At 63.4% G+C, this 21353-nt stretch carries 24 protein-coding genes; 11 read left to right on the forward strand and 13 right to left on the reverse strand.

Going from position 1 to position 21353, the window contains the following annotated elements; translation table 11 throughout:
• Positions 1 to 125: 125 nt before the first annotated feature.
• The 6 genes from ACYG97_RS23960 to ACYG97_RS23985 all read left to right on the forward strand — a co-directional run bounded on the left by ACYG97_RS23960 (position 126) and on the right by ACYG97_RS23985 (position 5890).
• A complete protein-coding gene (locus ACYG97_RS23960) occupies positions 126 to 893 on the forward strand; it encodes an SDR family NAD(P)-dependent oxidoreductase (RefSeq protein ID WP_023732776.1) in 768 nt (255 codons plus the stop codon).
• A 5-nt stretch (positions 894 to 898) separates the two neighbouring features.
• Complete coding sequence (locus tag ACYG97_RS23965; RefSeq protein WP_031261971.1) at positions 899 to 1843, forward strand: 2-dehydro-3-deoxygalactonokinase; 945 nt, start codon at positions 899 to 901, stop codon at positions 1841 to 1843.
• 21 nt (positions 1844 to 1864) lie between these two features.
• Positions 1865 to 2506, forward strand: coding sequence for a 2-dehydro-3-deoxy-6-phosphogalactonate aldolase (locus ACYG97_RS23970; RefSeq protein WP_023732774.1), 642 nt, complete (start codon positions 1865 to 1867; stop codon positions 2504 to 2506).
• Entirely contained in the window at positions 2506 to 3381 is an 876-nt protein-coding gene (locus ACYG97_RS23975) for an SMP-30/gluconolactonase/LRE family protein (RefSeq protein ID WP_031261970.1), read from the forward strand. Before ACYG97_RS23970 ends, ACYG97_RS23975 begins: the two co-directional genes overlap by 1 nt.
• Positions 3382 to 3484: 103 nt before the next feature.
• Positions 3485 to 4546 (forward strand): D-alanine--D-alanine ligase family protein, encoded by a 1062-nt coding sequence (locus tag ACYG97_RS23980; RefSeq protein WP_023732772.1) that lies wholly within the window; start codon positions 3485 to 3487, stop codon positions 4544 to 4546.
• A gap of 90 nt (positions 4547 to 4636) precedes the next feature.
• Positions 4637 to 5890, forward strand: coding sequence for a low temperature requirement protein A (locus ACYG97_RS23985; protein WP_031261969.1), 1254 nt, complete (start codon positions 4637 to 4639; stop codon positions 5888 to 5890).
• 18 nt (positions 5891 to 5908) lie between these two features.
• Here ACYG97_RS23985 and ACYG97_RS23990 read toward each other — a convergent pair whose 3' ends face one another.
• From ACYG97_RS23990 to ACYG97_RS24005, 4 genes are all read right to left on the reverse strand, one after another.
• Positions 5909 to 6196 carry a DUF1330 domain-containing protein gene (locus tag ACYG97_RS23990; protein WP_023732770.1) on the reverse strand — a complete coding sequence of 96 codons (288 nt, stop codon included), beginning with the start codon at positions 6194 to 6196 and terminating at the stop codon, positions 5909 to 5911.
• 13 nt (positions 6197 to 6209) lie between these two features.
• On the reverse strand, positions 6210 to 6923 hold the full coding sequence (pyrF, locus tag ACYG97_RS23995) for an orotidine-5'-phosphate decarboxylase (RefSeq protein ID WP_023696050.1): 714 nt from the start codon (positions 6921 to 6923) through the stop codon (positions 6210 to 6212).
• Complete coding sequence (locus tag ACYG97_RS24000) at positions 6920 to 7516, reverse strand: NADPH-dependent FMN reductase (protein ID WP_023701964.1); 597 nt, start codon at positions 7514 to 7516, stop codon at positions 6920 to 6922. The genes pyrF and ACYG97_RS24000 overlap by 4 nt, the downstream gene beginning before the upstream one ends.
• A gap of 120 nt (positions 7517 to 7636) precedes the next feature.
• Entirely contained in the window at positions 7637 to 8248 is a 612-nt protein-coding gene (locus tag ACYG97_RS24005) for a LysE family translocator (RefSeq protein ID WP_023687486.1), read from the reverse strand.
• A gap of 122 nt (positions 8249 to 8370) precedes the next feature.
• On the opposite strand from ACYG97_RS24005, the gene ACYG97_RS24010 reads away from it, so the two are divergent.
• Positions 8371 to 9279, forward strand: a complete 909-nt coding sequence (locus ACYG97_RS24010) for a LysR family transcriptional regulator (RefSeq protein WP_023732769.1) — start codon at positions 8371 to 8373, stop codon at positions 9277 to 9279.
• Positions 9280 to 9375: 96 nt separating this feature from the next.
• Here the strand turns inward: ACYG97_RS24010 and pmtA are convergent, their stop codons facing one another.
• The 7 genes from pmtA to ACYG97_RS24045 all read right to left on the reverse strand — a co-directional run bounded on the left by pmtA (position 9376) and on the right by ACYG97_RS24045 (position 17384).
• Positions 9376 to 9981 carry a phospholipid N-methyltransferase PmtA gene (gene pmtA / locus ACYG97_RS24015; protein WP_023681321.1) on the reverse strand — a complete coding sequence of 202 codons (606 nt, stop codon included), beginning with the start codon at positions 9979 to 9981 and terminating at the stop codon, positions 9376 to 9378.
• Positions 9982 to 10098: 117 nt separating this feature from the next.
• Positions 10099 to 11229, reverse strand: coding sequence for a molecular chaperone DnaJ (dnaJ, locus tag ACYG97_RS24020; RefSeq protein ID WP_023681322.1), 1131 nt, complete (start codon positions 11227 to 11229; stop codon positions 10099 to 10101).
• A gap of 219 nt (positions 11230 to 11448) precedes the next feature.
• Complete coding sequence (gene dnaK / locus ACYG97_RS24025; protein WP_023673200.1) at positions 11449 to 13365, reverse strand: molecular chaperone DnaK; 1917 nt, start codon at positions 13363 to 13365, stop codon at positions 11449 to 11451.
• A gap of 371 nt (positions 13366 to 13736) precedes the next feature.
• Positions 13737 to 14735: an LLM class flavin-dependent oxidoreductase gene (locus ACYG97_RS24030; protein WP_023673201.1), complete on the reverse strand. Its 999-nt coding sequence runs from the start codon at positions 14733 to 14735 to the stop codon at positions 13737 to 13739.
• A 22-nt stretch (positions 14736 to 14757) separates the two neighbouring features.
• The gene (locus tag ACYG97_RS24035; RefSeq protein WP_023673202.1) at positions 14758 to 14961 is read right to left on the reverse strand and encodes an arylamine N-acetyltransferase; all 204 of its coding nucleotides are present in this window, start codon (positions 14959 to 14961) and stop codon (positions 14758 to 14760) included.
• An 82-nt stretch (positions 14962 to 15043) separates the two neighbouring features.
• Complete coding sequence (locus ACYG97_RS24040; RefSeq protein ID WP_023673203.1) at positions 15044 to 16213, reverse strand: AI-2E family transporter; 1170 nt, start codon at positions 16211 to 16213, stop codon at positions 15044 to 15046.
• Positions 16214 to 16322: 109 nt separating this feature from the next.
• Positions 16323 to 17384 carry an LLM class flavin-dependent oxidoreductase gene (locus tag ACYG97_RS24045; RefSeq protein WP_023732768.1) on the reverse strand — a complete coding sequence of 354 codons (1062 nt, stop codon included), beginning with the start codon at positions 17382 to 17384 and terminating at the stop codon, positions 16323 to 16325.
• A gap of 234 nt (positions 17385 to 17618) precedes the next feature.
• Between ACYG97_RS24045 and ACYG97_RS24050 the strand changes: the two genes are divergently transcribed.
• The gene (locus ACYG97_RS24050; protein ID WP_023673205.1) at positions 17619 to 18047 is read left to right on the forward strand and encodes a DUF6481 family protein; all 429 of its coding nucleotides are present in this window, start codon (positions 17619 to 17621) and stop codon (positions 18045 to 18047) included.
• Between the two features lie 85 nt (positions 18048 to 18132).
• On the opposite strand, the gene sugE is transcribed toward ACYG97_RS24050, so the two are convergent.
• Both sugE and ACYG97_RS24060 read right to left on the reverse strand, forming a co-directional pair.
• On the reverse strand, positions 18133 to 18447 hold the full coding sequence (gene sugE, locus ACYG97_RS24055) for a quaternary ammonium compound efflux SMR transporter SugE (protein ID WP_023681326.1): 315 nt from the start codon (positions 18445 to 18447) through the stop codon (positions 18133 to 18135).
• Between the two features lie 206 nt (positions 18448 to 18653).
• Positions 18654 to 18920, reverse strand: coding sequence for a hypothetical protein (locus ACYG97_RS24060; protein ID WP_032904772.1), 267 nt, complete (start codon positions 18918 to 18920; stop codon positions 18654 to 18656).
• Positions 18921 to 18991: 71 nt separating this feature from the next.
• Here ACYG97_RS24060 and ACYG97_RS24065 point away from each other — a divergent pair, with 71 nt between their 5' ends.
• From ACYG97_RS24065 to ACYG97_RS24075, 3 genes are all read left to right on the forward strand, one after another.
• Positions 18992 to 19801: a transglutaminase-like domain-containing protein gene (locus tag ACYG97_RS24065; protein ID WP_023687480.1), complete on the forward strand. Its 810-nt coding sequence runs from the start codon at positions 18992 to 18994 to the stop codon at positions 19799 to 19801.
• 112 nt (positions 19802 to 19913) lie between these two features.
• A complete protein-coding gene (locus tag ACYG97_RS24070; protein ID WP_023701969.1) occupies positions 19914 to 20867 on the forward strand; it encodes a cation diffusion facilitator family transporter in 954 nt (317 codons plus the stop codon).
• Positions 20868 to 20944: 77 nt separating this feature from the next.
• Positions 20945 to 21349, forward strand: a complete 405-nt coding sequence (locus ACYG97_RS24075) for a GFA family protein (protein ID WP_023732767.1) — start codon at positions 20945 to 20947, stop codon at positions 21347 to 21349.
• The last annotated feature ends 4 nt before the right edge of the window (positions 21350 to 21353 follow it).

The following is a 21353-nucleotide window of genomic DNA, read 5'->3' on the forward strand; positions in this document are numbered from 1 at the left end:
GATCGACTGTGGCCGCCATCTTGCGGCCTTTTGTCTGACATAAGCCAATCAAATCGCCGTCTTCGCCCTTGCTCCCCGGACTTGGCTGGATAGGATGCGCGCCGACCGGACCGGGAGATGAAGATATGATGCCATCGGCCGATTTTGCCGACCTCAGGGGAGCCTCGGTGCTGATCACCGGCGGCGGTTCCGGAATTGGTGCGGCACTGACCGAGGGCTTCGTTCGCCAAGGCGCCCATGTCGCCTTCATCGACATCGCCGATGGCCCAAGCACGCTGCTTGCCGACCGCGTCGAAAAAGAACTTGGCCGGCGACCGCTCTACCTCAAGACCGAATTGCGTGACGTCGAGGCGTTGCGCGCTTCGGCCGCCAAAGCGGCTGAGGCGCATGGCGACGTCACCGTGCTGGTCAACAATGCCGCATGGGACGAACGCCACGACGTCGCCGACGTTACCGTCGAGTTCTGGGACAACAATCTCGCCGTCAATCTGCGCCCGCATTTCTTCACCGCACAGGCGGTGGCGCCGGGCATGAAGCGGGCCGGCGGCGGGTCGATCATCAACTTCACCTCGACCTCCTATCTGATCAACCATCCTGATATGCCGGCCTACACCGCCGCCAAGGCCGGCATTCTGGGCCTCACCAAGGGGCTGGCCGGCAAGCTCGGCGTCGACGGCATTCGCGTCAACGCCGTTGCGCCGGGCTGGGTGATCACCGACCGGCAAAGGGAACTCTGGGTCACCGAGGAGAGGCTCGCCGCCCATGTCGCCAAGCAATGCATCAAGCAGGTCATGCAGCCCGACGACATCGTCGGCACGGTGCTGTTCCTGGCCTCCGACGCCTCGCGTATGCTGACGGCGCAGATGTTGATCGTCGACGGGGGTTTCCTGTGAGCCCGGTGAATCAAAATCCGGCAAAAGGCACGCCGGCAGTCGCCGCCGTCGACTGGGGCACGACCCGCATGCGGGTCTGGCTGGTCGACGAGGCGGGCGGGGTGCTTGCCGAGCGTCGCGGCGATGATGGGTTGATCACCGCGCAGCAAAAAGGCTTTTCGACCATCCTCGAGGGCCATCTGGCGGCGCTCGGCGCACCTGACACACTGCCGGTCATCATCTGCGGCATGGCCGGCTCGCGCCAGGGTTGGCTGGAAGCGCCTTACGTCACCGTGCCGGCGCCGCTCAGTGCCATTCTCGCGGGGGCCGCCCGCATTCCCGGCCAGAGCCGCGACATCCGCATCGTGCCTGGCCTGGCGCAGCAGCTGGAAGATGCGCCGGACGTAATGCGCGGCGAGGAAACCCAGCTTGCCGGCGCCGGTTTGCCGGCAAAAGGTCGCCATCTCGTCTGCATGCCCGGCACCCATTCGAAATGGGTTCTGGTCGAAGACGGCGCGGTCGACGGCTTCTGCACCTGGCCGACCGGCGAGCTGTTTTCGGTGCTGGCCACTCACTCTATCCTGCGCCATTCGCTGGGCGAGAGCCCGAAGCCGGTCACTCCGGACAATCCGTTCTTCCAGGAATGGTGCCGCAAGGCTTTGGCGGAGGGCGGCGATGTCACCTCGCGGCTGTTCTCGATCCGCGCCGCCGGCCTGCTGCAGGACCTCAAGGCCGACGATGCCGCCGCTTGCCTGTCCGGCCTGCTGATCGGCGGCGAGATCGCCTCGGCGGGCCGCCGCTATGGCGAAAGCACCACTGCAATCGTGCTGGTCGCCTCGGGGTCGCTAGCAGCCCTCTACCGGCAGGCGCTCGGCCTTGCAGGGCTTGCCGTCAGGACGGTCGACGCCGACGAGGCGGTGCGTGCCGGGCTTATCGAAGCGGCGCGAGAAAATGGCATGATCGCCAAATGACCACCAGAGTGGAGTGATAGCGTGACCCAAACCGCACCCTTCCCGAAGCTCAAGCGTGGTCTTGTCGCCATTCTGCGCGGCCTCAAACCCAGCGAGGCGGTTGCCATCGGCCAGGCGCTGTTTGACGCCGGTATCGAAGCCATCGAGGTGCCGCTCAATTCGCCGGAACCGTTTTCATCGATCGCCAGCATTGTCACCGCGTTGCCCAAGACAGCGCTGGTCGGCGCCGGCACGGTGTTGACTTCAGCCGATGTCGACGCCCTCGCCAAGGCCGGCGGGCGGCTGCTGGTCAGCCCCAACATTGATGCCGAAGTCATGGCCCGCGCCATGCACCATGGCATGGTGACGATGCCAGGCGTGTTCACCCCCACCGAAGCTTTTCAGGCGATTAGGCTTGGGGCTTCGGCGCTAAAATTCTTCCCGGCAAGCGTGCTCGGGCCCAGCGGCATTTCGGCGATGCGCGCCGTGCTGCCGGCCGATACCGTGGTCGGCGCCGTCGGCGGCGTTTCCGACAAAGACTTTGCCGGCTACAAAGCCGCTGGGGTGACTGCTTTTGGTCTTGGCTCCAGCCTGTTCAAACCCGGCATGAGCGTCGACGAGGTGGCCTCGCGCGCGCAGGCGGCGGTGACGGCCTGGGATGCGGCGTTCGGCGGAGCGGCATGATGGAAAACGTTTCGGTTTTCTCGGACCATGTCTGCGAGCTCGGCGAGGGGCCGAGCTACGATCCCGCCACCGATACGCTGTTCTGGTTCGACATTGTCAACGGCCTGCTGCTGGAGCAGGGTGTCACGTCCGGCGCGCGGAAAGTCCATGAGCTCGGTCAGATGGCCAGCGCCATCGCCATTGTCGATGACAATCGCCAGCTCATCGCCACCGAGACCGGCCTGCATGTCCGCGACGTCTCGACCGGCAAGCTGACGCTGCATACGCCCATCGAGGCCGACAATGCGCTGACCCGCTCCAACGATTCGCGCGTCCACCCTTGTGGCGCCTTCTGGGTCGGCACGATGGGCAAGGGTGAGGAGAAGGGCGCGGGCGCCATCTACTGGTTCTTCAAGGGAGAATTGCGCACGCTTTACACCGGTATCACCGTGTCGAACTCGATCTGTTTCTCGCAGGATGGAACGATCGCCTACTACACCGATACCTCGACCGGCCTGTTGATGCGCGTCGCCTGCGATCCGGCGACGGGTCTGCCGATCGGCGAGTCCAAAGTGTTCGTCGACCATCGCTCGTCGCGGGGCTATGTTGACGGCTCGGTTGTCGACCGTGACGGCGTGCTGTGGAACGCGGTCTGGGGCGGCAAGGCAGTGAAGGCTTATGCGCCGGACGGCACATTGTTGCGCGAAATTGCCGTGCCGGCGGGGCAGTCCTCGTGCCCGGCCTTTGTCGGGGCCAAGGCCGATCGGCTGGCGGTGACCTCGGCCTGGAAAGGCAAGGACGACAAGCAGCGCAAGCTCGACCCACAGGCCGGCATGACCTTCCTGCTCGACATCCCCGTCAACGGCCGCTTCGAGCCGCGCGTGGTCATCGCCTGAGCGTACCGGTTGTCGTGCAGGCGGCGGGCGCGGGTCGATTTCGCGCAAGCCGATCGCATTGGCCGTGCGATGGTGTGGCTGCATCACCGAGAAGCTTTGACCCATGCCGCGCCCGACCTTGATCCTCGTCTACGAGCCTGAAAAGGCCTGTTTCGACAGGCTGGTCGCCGATGGTTTTCCTGCCGAGCGTGCCTTGGAAATCTCGTCCTATCTGGCGCAATCGACCGATCTCGCGCCCGAATTCGATGAAATCACCGCCGCTTGCGGGCGGCGCGGCCTCGCCTTTATGCCGGTTGCACTCGACGATGCGGCAAGCGCGCTGGCGAAGGCCGATCCCGCAACCACGCTGGTCTGGACGCTGACCGACGGCATTGCCTATTTCCGCGGTGCTGCAGCGCCCGCACTTGCCAGGCTGAATGGGCTTAGAACCATCGGAGCCGACGATGCGCTGTTCGCGCTTTGCCAGGACAAGTTCCGTTCCGGCGCCGTGCTTTGCGCGCTCGGCCTGCCGGCGCCGCAGGCAGGCCTGGCCCGCGACGGCCGCTGGCTGGCCGACCCGCCAGCTTCGGAAGCCGGCTGGTTCGTCAAGCCGAACCGGCTCGGCTCCAAGGTAGGCATCTGGCCGGATTCACGCTGCAACGACCTGGCCCATGCGCTGGAGCTTAGCCGGCGGGTCTATGCCGCTTATCGCGACGATGTCGTCGTCCAGCCCTATGTCGGCGGTCGCAATGTCCGCGCCAGCTTCCTTGGGCTGCAAACGGATGCCGGGGCGGAAGCGCTCGGCGTTGCATTCGTCGACTCCGGCGGCGATTTCCAGACCATGGCGGACTCGATGGCGCTTTACGGCGACACCGGCGAGGCCGCCAAGGCGGCTGGACTATACAGCGAGCCGGTGCTGGAGGCGGTTGCCGACACCCAGCCGGCAGCCGCGGCAACCATCCGCCGCATCGCCGAGCGGCTGGTCAGCGGACTTGGCCTGCGCGACGTGTTTTCCATCGATTTCAGGGTCGAGGCCACCGATCATGCCCACCTCATCGAGTTCGAAGTCTGTCCCGGCCTGCCCTGCTTCGATTTCCGCGCCTATTGCCGGCTGCAATGGGGCATGACGCTGGCCGATGCGGTTGCCGAGACGGCGGCGAACCGACTGAACCGACAGGCGATCTGAAAGCCGCGGGGACCGGCACGACGTGCCGCGCCTTGACGGCTTTTGCTCCACCTTTAGTGTCGCGGGACAGCCCTCAGGCAAGGCCGCGCGATGAGCACACCAGCAAGCTCCCTCCACCATCACATCAGGCGCATGGCCGGGCGCGATCCTCACGAGGCGCATCGCGTCGCCACGCCGCTCGAGCTGCTGTTCGATCTGACCTTCGTCACCGCCTTCAGCCTTGCCGCCGCGCAACTGGCGCACGCCCTTGCCGAGGGCAACTACGCGGCGGCGCTGATCGGCTTCGGCTTTGCCAGCTTCGCCATCTGCTGGGCGTGGATCAATTTCTCCTGGTTTTCCTCCGCCTATGACACCGACGATTGGATCTTCCGCCTCGTCACCATGGTGCAGATGATCGGCGTGCTGGTGCTGGCCATCGCCCTGCCGCGCATGTTCGCCTCGATCGAGCATGGCGAACACCTCAACAATTCGGTCATGGTGCTGGGCTACGTCATCATGCGCGTCGCCATGATCTTCCAATGGCTGCGCGCGGCGCGGCAGGACCTTGGGCGGCGGCGTGCCTGTCTCACCTATGCCATCGCCATCGCGATCGCCCAGATCGGCTGGGTGGTGCAGATCCTGGTCGATTTCTCGCTGGCGACGAGCCTGGCTTTCGGCGCGGTCCTGCTTCTCATCGAGCTTGCCGGACCGGTCATCGCCGAACGCCGGGATGGCGGCACGCCCTGGCACGCGCATCACGTCGCCGAGCGCTACAGCCTGTTCGCCATTATCGCGCTGGGCGAAGGGGTGGTCGGCACGCTGGCGACGCTGTCGGCCGTGGTCGAGGAGCAGGGCTGGAACCTCGATGCCGCCTTGATCGGCATTGCCGGAATGGGTCTCACCTTCGGCATGTGGTGGGTCTATTACATGCTGCCCTCGGGGACGGTGCTGCACCAGCACCGCAGCCGTTCCTTCGTCTGGGGCTATGGCCAGATGGTGATCGTCGCTGCCATCGTCGCCGCCGGCGCCGGGCTGCATGTCGCGGCCTATTTCATCGAGCACAAGACCCATAACGGCCCGGTAGCGACCCTGCTGTCAGTCGCCATTCCGCTAGGCGTGTTCCTGGGGGCCATCTACGCGCTGTATTATTATCTCGTCCAGCGCTTCGATCCCCTCCATGTCTGGCTGCTGGCGGGAACGGCTGCGGTCGTCGCACTTGCCATCATCGCCGCCCTTGCCGGCGTCGACATGGCGGTCTGCCTCATCTTACTCACGCTAGCGCCGGCCGTCACCGTTGTCGGCTATGAGCTGTCGGGGCACCGCCATCAACTGGAGGTGCCGGCGCAGGAGGAAGCGCCGCACTGAGCAGAGCAGCTTCGCGCGTCAGATACCCTCGACCAGCACGATCTCGCCATCGGCTACTTTCTGACGGATGGCGACGGCGCGTTGGTATTCCGGCGAGTGGTAGCAGTCATGCGCCATCGCCAGCGATTCGAACTCGATAATGACGTTGCGGGCGCGGCCAGGCCCCTCGGCCTTTTCATGCTCACCGCCACGGGCAAGGAACTTCACGTTGAAACGGTCGAAAGCGAGCTTGGCGGCAGCGACATAGTCCTTGTAGCCTTCGGCGTCGCGCACATCGACGCGGGCTATCCAGTATCCCTTGGGCATTTTCTTCTCCTCGTTACGCCGCGCGCATCTCTTCCAGTATGGCCTCGGCAGCCGCGCGCCTGTCGCTTGCCGCCACGATTGGCCGGCCCACAACAAGATGGCTGGAGCCGTTGCGGATCGCCTGGCCGGGCGTCACCACGCGTTTCTGGTCGCCATGGTCGCTGCCCTTGGGCCGTATCCCCGGTGTCACCACCGCCAGGTCGGGTCCGACGATGCGGCGCACCGCTTCCGCCTCCTCGGCCGAGCAGACGACGCCGCCCATGCCGGCATGCAGCGCCTGTTCGGCGCGCCTCAGCACCAGCGTGTGCGGGTCGTATTCATAGCCGGCGTCGATCACGTCCTGCTCGTCCATCGAGGTCAGCACGCTGACCGCCAGCAGGCAGAGGTCGCTGCCCCTGGCGGCCTCCACCGCGGCTCGCATCGCCTTGGGATAGGCGTGGATGGTCAGCATGGTCATGCCCATGCGCACGATGTTCTCGACACCCTTCGCCACGGTGTGGTCGATGTCGAGCAGCTTCATGTCGAGGAAGATTTTCGTGCCGCCGCTGGCCAACTCCCTGGCGAAGTCGAGCCCGCCGGCGAAGGCCAGCTGATAGCCGATCTTGTAGAAGGAGACGACGCCGTCGAGTTCGCGCACCGCCTGTTCGGCCTCTTTCACCGTCGGCACGTCGAGGCCGACGATCAGCCTGTCTCTCATGGTATGGGCCTGCATGGCTGTGGAAATCATGCCCCGGTCCGGGTCGATAGCATGCGCGAGGTTTCGATCAGCGTGCGGCATAGGTGCTCCATCGATTTGGTCAGTCTATCATCCCTGAAATTGCCGTCGCCGTCGAAGGCACTGCCGCCATCGGATACCGAGCATTCCGGCGTCACCATCTCCAGCTGGCAGCGCACCAGCACGGCGCGCAGATGGTTGATGCAGCGGATCCCGGCGAAATGTCCGTTCGAAGACGAGCACAGGCCGGCGACCTTGCCGACAAATGGCCTCACCGGCCAGCCGCCATCGAGGCGCACCCGGCTTACCCAGTCGATCGTGTTCTTGAGCAGTGGCGGGATCGAGCCATTATATTCCGGCGTCGCGATCAGTAGCCCGTCATGGGCGGCGATCAGCCGGCCGAGCTTCACGGCGTTGTCGGGAACGCCTTTTTCCTTTTCGAGGTCCTCGTCGATGATCGGCAGCGGATAGTCGGCCAGCGAAATGCGCGTCACCTCGGCGCCTTGCATGGCCAGCTCCTTCTGCGCCACATCGGCGGTCCTGCCGCTGAAGGCGCCGCTGCGCACCGAGCCGGCGAAGACGAGGATTTTCGCGATCACAGCCATTGGCCACTCTTGTTCCCGGACAGGTACAGCCAGAGGCTGCGCAAATCAACGCACTGGCTCAAAAAACGGAAACGATCGGGGGGCAAGCGCGCGAAGGTGTGCCGAGCAGCTGGGCTATTGCTAGTGGGTGACCGCAATTCTTGCACTCAGCGCGATGAGTGCAACTCCGAGCAAGGCATCTATCGGCCTGCGGACGCTGCCATATACCGACCGAACCCTTCTTGTGGAGAACATTAGCGCAACAAGCCCAAACCACGCCATCGCGACCAGCCCGATTATGGCCAGCGACACTGCCTGGACCCAGATCGGAGCCTGCATCGGCAATACCGATATGAACAGGCTCGCGAAGAACGCGGCCGTCTTCGGATTTGTAATTCCGACAACGAATCCGCTTCGCCAAGGAGCCGTAGTCTCTGCGCCACCGACGGCCAGCGGTGGCCGCGCCTGCCAAGCCGACAAAAGGATCTTGCTGCCCAGGTAACCGAGATACACGGCACCGGCGATCCGGACGGCAAGGTGAGCCCATGCAATCTGCGTCAGTACGAGGCCCAGGCCACACATCGCGAGAGCCGCCCACACCATGATCGCTGCGGCAATGCCAAGCGCCACATGGAACCCCGCGCGACGGCTGATCAGCGCATGGGAAGTCACGGCTACAAAATCGGGTCCTGGGCTCATGGCGCCGAGCAGGAAGACCGAAGCAAGGGTCAGGAATTGCGGAAGGTAGCTCATGCGATACTCCAGTTTCAGTCTCGTCGTACCGCACGCCTGCATGCCGGAGAGGCCAGGAAAGCCGCTCGCCGATTTCGAGGGTCGTTTCCCTCACCTTCACAAAACCTACAGCGCTCTTTAATATGAGCGAAATGAAAGATATTTCGGCAGCCATGAACAAGGCTAATATCAACATCACGATGGTGCGCGTCCTGACATCGCTCAGCGAGACGCGCAGCTTCACCAAAACCGCCGAGCGGCTCTGTCTTTCTCAATCGGCCATAAGCCATGCAATGAAGGCGCTGGAGGAGATCGTTGGCGCGCCCCTCGTCATACGTGATCGGCGCGGTGTCGCTTTCACCGCAACCGGCGAGGCGGCTTTGGACGCGGCGCGCGCCGCTTTGCATGCTTTAGGCCGTCTTGTCGGCCTACGGGAACACTCCATCAAAGGCAGAGTACGGCTCGCGCTGGTCAGCAGCGCCTCGGTAAAGATTGCTCCATATGCGTTGAACATTACTTCCGTCCGGCACCCGGAGCTTGCTGTCGAACTGCTCTTGGGCACGGATACCGAGGTGGCGGAGTGGGTCGATCGCGGTGCCGCCGATATTGGACTGTCCTACATCGCCGGCAATTGCCAAGCCGAGGAACTTGTCGACGACGAACTCTTTGTGGCGTCATCGCAAAAGAACTCAGTCCAAGGCGGGTCATTTCCGATCCGCGCTCTCGACGGCCAGCCATTCATTATGTCGAGCGGCGGCTGCGGACCAATGCTTGCCGAATTGTTCCAGGATTTTGGCGTTGCGCCAGTTGTCATCCTGTCGGCGAGCGATATGGCGGCGCTGCTTGCTCTGGTTGGGGCCGGGCGCGGTTTGTCGATTGCGCCAGGCCTGGCGTTTCCGGCCGATTGGCAGCGAACCGTCGCGAGGCGTCCTCTTGAGCCGCGTGCGCGTCGGCCTCTGCTGCTTCTGTTCTCCAGCAGCGCCGAAGCAACGGCCGTGCGGGCCATGTGCGCGGCGATCAGAGAGGTCGCCGCGAGTTTGCGAGCCGGATAACAGTCAAGGATGTGGATCGACCCTCAATCGAGCTTCCTTCGGGAGACGTCGATCCTCTACAAGGCGCCAGAGACTTCTTCGGCTCTCGATACCAAGCTAATGCGCTTCGCGCCGGTAGATCCACAGCTGCGTCGGCGGGATGTTGCGGAAGATGAAGTCGAAATGCTTGACCGTGTAATTGCCGCGGCCGGGCGGGATCGGCGACAACGGCCCATAGGTCAGCTGCACGATTGGCCGTCCAACCGGGATGCGGTCTAGCAGGCTTTCAATATAGGCGATCCGCTGTGCGACCGGGAAATTGAGCAGCGGCACGCCGGAGACGACGGAATCGAAAACCATACCGCTCTTCTCGCCAAGCGTGGCGTTGAGATTGAAGGCATCGCCCTCGATGACGTTGACGCCGGGATAGAGCTGGCGCAGATGGCGCACGAAATCGGTGGAATATTCGACCGCGTAGAGGTTTTCGGGCTTAACGCCCTGGGCGAGGATTGCACGCGTGATGACGCCTGTGCCGGGGCCGACTTCAAGCACCGGCAGGCCCGACTTCGGATTGACGATGGAAGCCATCTTGCGGGCGGTGACGGAGCTTGTCGGCACGATCGAACCGACCGACTTCGGCTTGTCGATCCAGCCTTTGAAGAATTTGAGTTCGTCGTCGAACTTTTCCGCCAGCGCCTTCCGCAATCCCGGACCACGTGCCATGCAAGTTCTCCTCAACACTCCCCGAACGCTACTTAGCAGCTAACAGGTCCAAGGCAAGGCGCGATCTGGCATAAGATGTTGATGACGTTCGGGAAGCGTGGCGGCCTTGGTTTGGGTTCAGTGCTCGCCGAAGGATTCGAAAAAGTCCTTCATGCGGGCGAAAAAGCCGCTCGACTGGGGCGAATTGTCCTTCGACGACAGCTGCTCGAACTCTTCCAGCAACTCGCGCTGGCGGCGCGACAGATTTTGCGGCGTTTCGACCGCGGTCTGGATATAGAGGTCCCCGACATTGGGCTGGCGCAGCACCGGCATGCCCTTGCCCTTGAGGCGGAACTGGCGGCCGTTCTGCGTGCCTTCGGTCACTTTCACCTTGGTCTGACTGCCGTCCAGCGTCGTCACCTCGAACGAGCCGCCAAGGGCGGCCGTCGTCATCGATATCGGCACCTTGCAGTAGAGATCGGCGCCGTCGCGCTGGAAGAATTCATGCGGCTTCACCGCCAGAAAAATATAGAGGTCGCCCGATGGGCCGCCGCGCAGGCCCGCCTCGCCCTCATTGGCAAGCCGGATGCGGGTGCCGTCCTCGATGCCGGCCGGGATATTGACCGACAGCGAGCGTTCCTCGGTGACGCGGCCCTGGCCGGCGCATTTCGGGCACGGGTCCTTGATCGTCTGGCCGCGGCCTTGGCATTGCGGGCAGGTACGCTCGATCGAGAAGAAGCCTTGCGTCGCCCGTACCTTGCCGTGGCCATGGCACATCGAGCAGGTCACCGGCTGGGTGCCGGGCTTGGCGCCGGTCCCGGAGCATTCCGTGCATGAGATCGAGGCCGGCACGCGGATTTGCGCGGTCTTGCCGGCAAACGCTTCTTCCAGCGTGATTTCCATATTGTAGCGCAAATCGGCGCCGCGTTCGCGGCCGCCCGACGAGCGGCGCTGGCGCCCGCCCATCATGTCGCCGAAAATATCCTCGAAAATGTCGGCGAAGCCGCCGGCGCCAAAACCTTGCGCGCCGCCATTCATGCCGCCCTGCTCGAAGGCGGCGTGACCGAAACGGTCATAGGCCGCGCGCTTCTGCGGGTCCTTCAGCGTTTCGTAGGCTTCGTTGATTTCCTTGAACTTGTGCTCGCAGGAGTGATCGCCGGGATTGCGGTCTGGATGGAACTGCATGGCCAGCTTGCGGAAAGCGCTCTTGAGCTCCTTCTCGTCGGCGCCCTTTTGCACGCCCAGCGTCTCGTAGAAATCAGCTTTCATCTTTTCCCGCAGTCCGGATGCTCAACGTCTTGATGCATGTTGCGTCGTTTGCCGGCACGTTGTCTCGATTTAGGAGCGGTGATGCCCGGATGCTAGGGCCGGCGCGCTTGTGCCTGTGTTTTTCAGTGACTTTTTCGGCAAGGCCCGCACTTTTTCAGCGAGGGTTGCAAAAAAGCCCGGCTTTGCGCCGGGCTTTCCGCTTTATTTGCCGTCAACCGGTCAGGCCGACTTCTTCTTCTCGTCGTTTTCGTCGATTTCCTCGAAATCGGCGTCGACCACGTCGCTATCCTTGGCCGCGTCCGCCTTGGCGTCGGCTTCCGCCGCTTCCTTCTGCGAAGCTTCGTACATGGCCTGGCCGAGCTTCATGGATGCTTCGGCAAGCGTCTGCGACTTGGCCTCGATGTCGGCGGCATCGTCGCCTTCGGCAGCAGCCTTCAGCGCCGTGATAGCCTCCGATATCGCCGTGCGCTCGGTTTCCGAAACCTTGTCGCCATATTCCTTCAGCGACTTCTCGGAGGAGTGCACCAGCGCCTCGGCCTGGTTGCGGGCCTCGACCAAAGCACGCCGCTGCTTGTCGGTCTCGGCATTGGCTTCGGCGTCCTTGACCATCTTCTCGATGTCGGCGTCCGAAAGGCCACCAGAGGCCTGGATGCGGATCTGGTGCTCCTTGCCGGTACCCTTGTCCTTGGCCGAAACGTTGACGATGCCGTTGGCGTCGATATCGAAAGTGACCTCGATCTGCGGCACGCCGCGCGGCGCCGGCGGAATGCCGACCAGGTCGAACTGGCCGAGCGCCTTGTTGTCGGCAGCCATTTCACGCTCGCCCTGGAAGACGCGGATGGTCACGGCCGACTGACTGTCTTCAGCGGTCGAGAACACCTGGCTCTTCTTGGTCGGGATGGTCGTGTTGCGTTCGATCAGGCGGGTGAACACGCCACCCAGCGTCTCGATGCCGAGCGACAGCGGCGTCACGTCGAGCAGCAGCACGTCCTTCACGTCGCCCTGCAGCACGCCGGCCTGGATGGCGGCGCCGAGTGCGACGACTTCATCCGGGTTGACGCCTTTGTGCGGCTCCTTGCCGAAGAACTGCTTCACGATCTCCTGGATCTTGGGCATGCGGGTCATGCCGCCGACCAGGACCACTTCGTCGATCTCGCCAGCCTTCAGCCCGGCATCCTTGAGCGCCGCCTTGCAGGGCTCGATGGTGCGCTGGACGAGATCGTCGACCAGCTGCTCGAACTTGGCACGGGTCAGCTTCAGCGTCAGGTGCTTGGGGCCGGTCGCGTCGGCGGTGATGAAGGGCAGGTTGATTTCCGTCTGCGTCGTCGACGACAGCTCGATCTTGGCCTTTTCAGCCGCCTCCTTGAGGCGCTGCAGCGCAAGCTTGTCGTTCTTCAGGTCGATGCCCTGTTCCTTCTTGAACTCGGCCGCCAGGTATTCGACGAGACGCATGTCGAAATCCTCGCCGCCGAGGAAGGTGTCGCCATTGGTCGACTTCACTTCGAACACGCCGTCGCCGATTTCGAGCACCGAAATGTCGAACGTGCCGCCGCCAAGGTCATAGACGGCAATGGTCTTGCCATCCTTCTTGTCGAGGCCGTAGGCAAGTGCTGCAGCCGTCGGCTCGTTGATGATGCGCAGCACCTCAAGGCCGGCGATCTTGCCGGCGTCCTTGGTGGCCTGGCGCTGGGCGTCATTGAAATAGGCCGGAACGGTGATGACCGCCTTCTCGACCTTCTCGCCGAGATAGGCCTCCGCCGTTTCCTTCATCTTCTGCAGGATCATGGCCGAGATCTGGCTGGGCGACTGCTTCTTGCCGCCGGCCTCGACCCAGGCATCGCCATTGTCGCCCTTGACGATCTTGTAGGGGACAAGCTTCTTGTCCTTCTCCGTCACCGGGTCGTCATAGCGGCGGCCGATCAGGCGCTTGACCGCGAAGATGGTGTTTTCAGGATTGGTGACCGCCTGGCGCTTGGCCGGCTGGCCGACGAGACGTTCGCCGTCGCCCGAGATGGCGACGATGGAAGGCGTCGTGCGCGCGCCTTCCGCATTTTCAATGACCTTGGGCTCCTTGCCATCCATGATGGCGATGCAGGAGTTGGTGGTGCCGAGATCGATACCGATTACTTTTGCCATTTTTCTAGTCTCTCCGCTAAGCAGGCTCTCAGGACCCGTAAGGCGTTCCGACGAAAGCCCCTGTTCACAAGAAATTCCGCTCCGGCAACCGGCATTCCGGCACTGGGCGGCTTGGCGCGTATATAAGAACAGGCGGCATCGGGCGCAAGCATTCTGCGCATGGCATCCACCGCGCCGCGCTTGGCGCCTTTGAACAGCCGCCCGGCGGCCCGGATGTGCTCCAACCGCGCTCAAAACCCCAGGATCTGCGCGATCCCCCGGCGAAGCGCCCAGTCAGGGCTTCGAAACCACAAGAAAACGTCACCTATGCGTGAGAGAGGCGGCTCCTGGCTGAGGAAGGCGCCTGCCCACAGCAGACACAGGCAAAAGCGTCACGCGGCCTGCGACAGCGATTTATGCGCCTCGGCCAGGATTTCGAACGAGCGCACGCGTGCCGCATGGTCGAAGATCTGCGCGGTCACCATCAGCTCGTCTGCGCCGGTGCGGCGCACGAACGCGTCTATGCCTTGCCGGACGGTTTCGGGAGAGCCGACGACGGCGCAGGACAGCGCCTGCGAAATCATGGTTTTTGCCATCGGCTCGAGCGTCTGGTCATAGCCCTCGACCGGCGGCGGCAGGCGGCCGGCCCGCCCGGTGCGCAGATTGACGAAGGCCTGCTGGAGCGAGGTGAACAGCAGTTTTGCCTCTCCATCGGTCGGTGCGGCGAAAACGTTGAGGCCGAGCATGACATAGGGCTTGTCCAGCTGTTCCGAAGGCTGGAAGCGCGAACGGTAGATCTCCAGCGCATGGTCCAGTTCGGCCGGCGCGAAATGCGAGGCGAAGGCATAGGGCAGGCCGAGCATGGCGGCGAGCTGCGCGCCATAGAGGCTGGAACCGAGGATCCAGACCGGCACCTTCTGGCCTTCGCCGGGCACGGCGTGGATACGCTGGCCTTCCGCGGCCGGCTGGAAATAGCCCATCAGCTCGACGACATCCTGGGGGAAATTGTCTGACGCCTCGAGATTGCGGCGCAGCGCGCGCGCTGTTCCCATATCGGTGCCGGGCGCGCGGCCGAGGCCGAGGTCGATGCGGCCGGGGTGCAGTGCCGCCAGCGTGCCGAACTGCTCGGCAATCACCAGCGGCGCATGGTTGGGCAGCATGATGCCGCCGGCGCCGACGCGGATGGTCTTGGTGCCGCCGGCGACATGGGCGATGACGACGGCGGTCGCCGCGCTGGCGATGCCCGGCATGTTGTGGTGCTCGGCCAGCCAGTAGCGCCTGTAGCCGAGCCGCTCGGCATGGCGGGCCAGGTCGAGCGAATTTGCCAGCGATTGCGAGGCGTCGCTGCCTTCGACGATCGGCGACAGGTCGAGAACGGAAAGTGCGGTCATGGGCCTCAAGCCTTTACGATGTTCAACTGCCTGACCCTGGTTTCGAAGGCGCGGTCGGGAATGACGATGTCGAGCTGGTGCCAAGCAACGGGTCCATATTCTCGAACGGGATCGCCTGCGGACGCTGGCGATGCGGCGCGCTCAGCGTGCCGAGCGGAGCATCGATCGGGCCGCGATAGCCGATGCGGTCGAAATAGGAATCGAGGTCGAAGGAGGCATCTTTCATCGCAGGGTCCGGCTTGACCGGCTCGATATAGGCACTCCGCCTGAAGACAACAAATGCGCGATGACGGGCAGGCGCGGCAAGCTTATGCCGCTGCCTTTCCGTTCTCTTCGGCCGCTTCTTCCTCCACCACGGCCGTCTGCTGTGCGGCGAGAAAATTGCCGACATGGCTGAGGCCATCGAAATGATCGCAGAACACTTTGACGACGACCAACAGCGGCACCGCCATCAGCGCGCCGACAAAGCCCCAAAGCCAGGACCAGAAGGCGATGGCGATGAAGATCGCCACGGCGTTGATCTCGAGGCGTCGGCCGACAACCATCGGCGTAACGAACTGGCCTTCGACGATGTCGCACAAAAGCACGAAGCCCGGCGCCAAAAGGGCGTAGGTGATCGAGTCGAAGCTGATCATCGCAATGACGCTGACCAGCACGATGGTGATCAGCGCGCCGACATAGGGCAGGAAGTTGAGCAGCGCCGCCATCGTTCCCCAGACGAGCGGGTTGGGCATGCCGAGCGCCCACAGGCCAAGGCCGATAACCGCGCCGAGACCGGCATTGATGACGGTGACGGTGAGCAGATAATGCGAGATTTCGCGCTCGACGTCATAGACGACGCGCAAGGCCCGCTTCTTCTCGCTGAGGCTGGCGAAGGACTGGATGATCTTCTCATAGAACATCGTGCCCGACGCCAGCAGGAACAGCGACAGCACGAAGATGATGGTCAGGCTTGTCCCCGCCGACAGGACGTTGCTGGCGGCGGCCGACAGGACGCCGGACTGCGCCATCGCCACCTTCTGGATGCCCGGCTCCTGCGAGGTCTCCGTCATCTGCTCGATCTGATGCGAGATCTGCATGATCCTCTCGAGCGGACGCCGTAATTGCGCGAGCCGTTCGGTGAGTTGTTGGCCGATCGACGAGGTGTTGTTGAGAAGGTCGATGACCGGGCCGCTGAGCAGATAGCCGGCAACGCCGAAGACGCAGATCGACAGCACGACCAACATTGTCGCCGAAACCACTTCCGGAATGCCGCGCTTGCGCAGGAAGCGCACGATTGGTGTCAGCGTCAGCGTCAGCAGGAAGGCGAGGATGACCGGCATGAAGAAAGCACGCGCGAAATACAGCGCGTAGATGGCCATGAACAGGAAGATCCCGATGAGCAGCGAACGCATCAGATGCGTGTCGGCACGCGCCACAACTCTCGCCTCTTCGGTTTCGGCAAGGCCAGCACCCAAAGCGGCGGGTTCGGCTTTCATGATTTTCCCTCAGCGGCGCACCGCAATTGGTGCTTTCCCCTGACGGAAACGCCTCTGCAAGCCCAAGGTTCCGTTAGCCGGCAAGGCCTCAATCCGGGCCGCCCGTCGCTCAGGCGGCTGGCGCTGCGACGGCGACGCCGGGCTTGGCGGTCTCCTTGCGTACGATCGGCGCCACCTTGGTGCCGTACAGTTCGATCGCCTTCATGATCTTGGCGTGCGGCATGGCGCCGATCGCCATCTGCAGCAGGAAGCGGTCATTGTTGAAGATCTTGTGCTGGGCGACGATCTTTTCCGCCACCTGCTCCGGATCGCCGACGAATAGCGCGCCGTTCGGACCACGCGACTGATCGAAATGCGCCCGCGAGGTCGGGCCCCAGCCGCGCTCGCGGCCGATGCGGTTCATCACTTCGGCCTGCGGGCCATAGAAATCGTCGGCCGCCTGTTCAGTGGTGCCGGCGATGAAGCCGTGCACATTGATGCTGGTGGCAAGGCCCGAGGGGTCGGTACCGGCCCGCCTTGCGGCATCGCGATAAATGTCGAACAGCGGTGCAAACCGCGCCGGCTCGCCGCCGATGATGGCCAGTGCCAGCGGCAAACCGAGCACGCCCGCGCGCGCCGCAGATTGCGGCGTTCCACCTATTGCGATCCAGATCGGCAATTTGTCCTGTAGCGGCCGCGGATAGACGCCGAGGTCGTTGATCGGCGCGCGCAGATTGCCGGACCAGGTAACTTTGACGCCGCCGCGTATGGCCAGCAGCAAATCGAGCTTTTCGGCGAACAGCTCGTCATAGTCCTCGAGATTGTAGCCGAACAGCGGGAAGGATTCGATGAACGAACCGCGCCCGGCCATGATCTCGGCCCGGCCGCCCGACAAAAGGTCGAGCGTTGCGAACTGCTGGAAGACGCGAACCGGATCGTCGGAGGACAGCACGGTGACCGCGCTGGTCAGCTTGATGCGCTTGGTGCGTTCGGCGGCAGCGGCCAGCGCCACCACCGGCGCGGACGCGGCATAGTCGGGGCGGTGATGTTCGCCCAGACCAAAGACGTCGAGGCCGACCTGGTCGGCCAGCTCGACCTCCTCGATCAGATTGCGCAGCCGCTGATGCGGGCCGATCGCGCCGGGGCCGGGCTCCGGGCTGACGTCGGCGAAAGTGTAGAGACCGAGTTCCATGGCATGTCATCCAAATGTTCTGATTTGCCGCTAGAGGTAGCGGCGAGCCGCCCCGGCCGCCAGAGGGGCGGATAGTGAACAGTGCATGTCGGTTTCGGCCGGCTTTGTTTCAGGGAAAACGCGTCTCCCGGCTGCAACAGCCTAAACTTTCATGGCTGGCATACCGTTTTGGCGCTTGAACTCTCGGTTTTCGCGCGTATGTAAGCGTCGCGAATTGACTTCAGGGAAGTGGACTTGGCTATCTACAGGGAAAAAGACATTTTCGAGCGGCGCAATGCCGCGAACGAGGCAAAGAAGGCGCTTCTGGAGCGCTTCAAGTCGAAGCCGGCGGCTGATGATCCTGCGGTTCTGGCCAAACAGGCCGAACGCAAGGCGATTCTTGAGGCTCGCGAAATACGCGAGGCCGAAAAGGCCAGGCTGAAGCAGGAAAAGCTGGCACGCGAGGCGGTCGAGAAGGCCGAGCGCGAGGCAGCAGCCGAAGCGGCGCGTATTGCGGCCGAAGAGGCAGCGCAGGCTGAAGCGAAGATCAAGGAAGCCGAAGAAAACGAGCGCATCGCCCGTTTGCTGGCCGACGAAGCCGAACGCAAGGCCAAGCGCGACGCACGCTATGCGGCGCGCAAGCAGCGTACCGGCAGGACGCCTCCGGGCTTCTCCGCCCGCTAACGCTTCGATCGAAACGATCGGACATCAGGGTCGCCTTCCAGCGGCCCTGAATGTGTTTGTGCGTCGATTTCCTTGGTTGCTTTGCTCAGGCGGCGAGCTTCAGCCCCATAATGCCGCAGACGATGAGCGCAATGCAGGCGAGCCGGATGGCCGTCGCAGGCTCGCCCAGCAGCCAGATGCCAAGAAGCGCCGTGCCGACCGTGCCGATGCCGGTCCACACCGCATAGGCCGTCCCGACAGGCAGCGTCTTGAGCGCCAGGCCGAGCAACCCGAGGCTGATGATCATCGAGGCGACAGTGAGCACCGTCGGCAGCGGCTTCGAGAAGCCGTCGGTGTATTTGAGGCCGATCGCCCAGCCGATTTCGAACAGGCCGGCGAAAAACAGAAAAATCCACGACATCGGGATGCACTCCATTCCATGAGCATGGCGGGCCGTCCCGGCCGATTTATGGGAAGGCGCGAGGTCGTCCTCGCCGCTTCGACACAAGCGGCCGCGCCGGTGCGATCAACAAAAACACCGGCCGCATCGTTCATGCCGCCGGTGTCAAAATCTGCGCCGAAACGGTTTGTCCGGATTTCAACCGTCCAAGATCTTCCGAGGCGGGCTTACTTTTCCTTGAGCCTCATCGCCTTGACGGGCGGCGCCTTGAGTGCCGGAGCCGCTGCGGGCTTCTTGGCGTCTTTTTTCGGCTTCCGAGCTTCCTTGCCCGCCTTCATCGCACCTTTAGCCATGATTCGTTCCTCCAGTTGCTGGGAGGCCAAGTGAAACAAGAGAAACGCCGGACTGCAAGGGGGCTGCGTCTGTCGCCGGCGCCGTCGGGCCGCTTTCAACCGGTTTCTAATTTGCTCGTAAACCATTCCGGTCCGTGCCATGGTTGCCTTCGCACTGCAGCATCGGCCATGCCTTCGCCCGGCGATGATCAGGCAGTGCGGTCAGGACGACAATGCGAATCCGCATCGGCAGCGAGATGAGTTTCGATTTTCCGCAGGAAACGCCGCTGATCGCGATGCTCAACGTCCACTACTCCAGGGCCTCCGATCTCGAGCGCCCGGATTTCCTGACCTCCAACCCGCCGGTGCCGATCCAGAGCTACCGCGACAGTTTCGGCAATTGGTGCAACCGTTTCGTCGCCCCGCCCGGACGCTTCACCTTCGGCACCGATTCGGTAATCCGCGACCCCGGTACCTTCGAGATGGGCGACCTGATGGCCTGGCAGCATGAGGTGCGCGACCTGCCGTCGGACACATTGCTGTTCCTGTTGCCCAGCCGCTTTTGCGAGAGCGATCTGCTGGCCAGCGAAGCCTGGCGGCTGTTCGGGCACACTCCGCTCGGTATTGCCCGCGTCCAGGCGGTCTGTGATTTCGTCCACAACCACATCGTCTTCAGCTACGGCAATGCCCGACCGACGCGCACCGCGGCCGAAGCCTATCGCGAGCAAAGCGGCGTCTGCCGCGACTTTGCCCACCTTGCGGTCACCTTCTGCCGTGCGCTCAATATCCCGACCCGCTACTGCACCGGCTACATCAGCGACATCGGCCTGCCCAAACCTTGGGCGAGCATGGATTTCGCAGCCTGGATGGAGGTCTATCTCGGCGGCCGCTGGCATGTCTTCGATCCACGCAACAATTCGCCGCGCATCGGCCGCATCCTGATCGCGTCGGGCCGCGACGCCGCCGACGTGCCGCTCACCCACATCTTCGGACCGGGCACGCTGGCTGGTTTCAAGGTGTGGACGGACGAGATCATCGAATAGGGGCGTCTTTCCGCAAGCTGGCCTTCAACCTGAACGACCAGGCGATTCGTGCGTTGTGATGCCTGTGGAGCTCGGCGGCAGGCCGTTACATTGGGCGCCTTGGAGGGACAGCATGGCAGCACATGGCGGGTCGAAGACGGTCATCTACGCGGCGCTCGCCGGTAATCTCGCTATTGCTGTGACCAAATTCGTCGCCGCCTTCTTCACCGGCAGCTCGGCGATGCTGTCGGAAGGCGTGCACTCGCTGGTGGATACCGGCAATGGCGGGCTGCTGCTCTACGGCATGCACCGCGCCGCCCGTCCGCCGGACCGCACGCATCCGCTCGGCCATGGCCGCGAGCTGTATTTCTGGAGCTTCATTGTCGCCCTGCTCGTATTCGCGCTCGGCGCCGGCGTGTCCTTCTATGAAGGCGTCGTCCACATCATGGCGCCTGAGCCGGTCGCCAATCCCAAAATCAACTACATCGTGCTTGGCCTCTCGATGCTGTTCGAGGGCAGCTCCTGGTACGTGGCGCTGAAGGAGTTCCGCCAGCAGAAGGGCAAGCAAGGCTGGCTGCAGGCCGTGCAATCGAGCAAGGATCCGAGCGTCTACACGATCCTGTTCGAGGACAGCGCCGCCCTGCTCGGTCTGTTCGTCGCCTTCGCCGGCATATTGGCGGCCGAACTCCTCGACATGCCCGAACTCGACGGCGTCGCCTCGATCGGCATCGCGATGATCCTCGGCGCCACCGCCATCTTTCTGGCGCGCGAAAGCAAGGGATTGCTCATCGGTGAGCCGGCCTCCCCGGAAGTGCAGGCCAAGGTGCTGGCCATCGCCCAGCAGGATCCGGCAGTGCAGCGGGCCAACGGCGTTCTCACCGTCCATCTCGGCCCGCAACAGATCGTCGCTGGGCTGAGCATCGAATTCGAGGACCATCTGACGGCGCCTGAGATCGAAGCCTGTGTCGAGCGCATCGAGGCGCTCTTGAAAAAAGAAATGCCGGAGATCACCAGACTGTTCGTCAAGCCGCAGACGACCGGAACCTGGGAGCACCGGCGCAAGCAGGTCGAGGCGGCGTCGGACTAGTTCTGGACCAGCAGTCCACCGTTGGCCCCATCGCCTGGTCCCGCTAAGATCACCCGACGGATTTCGGAGAATCAACCATGAAAATCGATGGTGGGTGTCATTGCGGCGCCATAACTTATGAAGCAGAGGTCGACCCGGAAAAGACCTCTATCTGTCATTGCACCGACTGCCAGCAACTGACCGGCACCGCCTTTCGTGTCACTGTTCCCGCGCCTGAGGATCATTATAGGATCACCAAGGGAACACCGAAGGTCTATATCAAGGCGGGATCGAGCGGCGCCAAGCGTGCCCAGGCGTTCTGCGGCGACTGCGGTTCGCATCTTTACGCAACGTCGGTTGGCGACGGGCCGAAGGTCTATGGGATCAGGGCGGGGACCGCGCGGCAACGCGAGGATCTCGTTCCGACCCAACAGAAATGGCACCGATCGGCCCTGCACTGGCTTCCGGAATTCGAGGGCGTAAGCATCGTAGAGGCGCAGTAGCACC

The organism is Mesorhizobium sp. W067 (assembly GCF_054719525.1).

Coding starts and splice junctions, on each gene's coding strand:
- ACYG97_RS23975 (WP_031261970.1), top strand. CDS start 2,506: ATGGAAAACGTTTCGGTTTTCTCGGACCATGTCTGCGAGCTCGGCGAG.
- ACYG97_RS24005 (WP_023687486.1), bottom strand. CDS start 8,248: ATGAGCTACCTTCCGCAATTCCTGACCCTTGCTTCGGTCTTCCTGCTC.
- ACYG97_RS23990 (WP_023732770.1), bottom strand. CDS start 6,196: ATGCCCAAGGGATACTGGATAGCCCGCGTCGATGTGCGCGACGCCGAA.
- pmtA (WP_023681321.1), bottom strand. CDS start 9,981: ATGGCACGTGGTCCGGGATTGCGGAAGGCGCTGGCGGAAAAGTTCGAC.
- ACYG97_RS24010 (WP_023732769.1), top strand. CDS start 8,371: ATGAGCGAAATGAAAGATATTTCGGCAGCCATGAACAAGGCTAATATC.
- ACYG97_RS23980 (WP_023732772.1), top strand. CDS start 3,485: ATGCCGCGCCCGACCTTGATCCTCGTCTACGAGCCTGAAAAGGCCTGT.
- dnaK (WP_023673200.1), bottom strand. CDS start 13,365: ATGGCAAAAGTAATCGGTATCGATCTCGGCACCACCAACTCCTGCATC.
- dnaJ (WP_023681322.1), bottom strand. CDS start 11,229: ATGAAAGCTGATTTCTACGAGACGCTGGGCGTGCAAAAGGGCGCCGAC.
- ACYG97_RS24030 (WP_023673201.1), bottom strand. CDS start 14,735: ATGACCGCACTTTCCGTTCTCGACCTGTCGCCGATCGTCGAAGGCAGC.
- ACYG97_RS24000 (WP_023701964.1), bottom strand. CDS start 7,516: ATGGCTGTGATCGCGAAAATCCTCGTCTTCGCCGGCTCGGTGCGCAGC.
- ACYG97_RS24045 (WP_023732768.1), bottom strand. CDS start 17,384: ATGGAACTCGGTCTCTACACTTTCGCCGACGTCAGCCCGGAGCCCGGC.
- ACYG97_RS23960 (WP_023732776.1), top strand. CDS start 126: ATGATGCCATCGGCCGATTTTGCCGACCTCAGGGGAGCCTCGGTGCTG.
- ACYG97_RS24060 (WP_032904772.1), bottom strand. CDS start 18,920: ATGGCACGGACCGGAATGGTTTACGAGCAAATTAGAAACCGGTTGAAA.
- pyrF (WP_023696050.1), bottom strand. CDS start 6,923: ATGATTTCCACAGCCATGCAGGCCCATACCATGAGAGACAGGCTGATC.
- sugE (WP_023681326.1), bottom strand. CDS start 18,447: ATGTCGTGGATTTTTCTGTTTTTCGCCGGCCTGTTCGAAATCGGCTGG.
- ACYG97_RS24070 (WP_023701969.1), top strand. CDS start 19,914: ATGGCAGCACATGGCGGGTCGAAGACGGTCATCTACGCGGCGCTCGCC.
- ACYG97_RS24075 (WP_023732767.1), top strand. CDS start 20,945: ATGAAAATCGATGGTGGGTGTCATTGCGGCGCCATAACTTATGAAGCA.
- ACYG97_RS23985 (WP_031261969.1), top strand. CDS start 4,637: ATGAGCACACCAGCAAGCTCCCTCCACCATCACATCAGGCGCATGGCC.
- ACYG97_RS24040 (WP_023673203.1), bottom strand. CDS start 16,213: ATGAAAGCCGAACCCGCCGCTTTGGGTGCTGGCCTTGCCGAAACCGAA.
- ACYG97_RS24065 (WP_023687480.1), top strand. CDS start 18,992: ATGCGAATCCGCATCGGCAGCGAGATGAGTTTCGATTTTCCGCAGGAA.
- ACYG97_RS24035 (WP_023673202.1), bottom strand. CDS start 14,961: ATGAAAGATGCCTCCTTCGACCTCGATTCCTATTTCGACCGCATCGGC.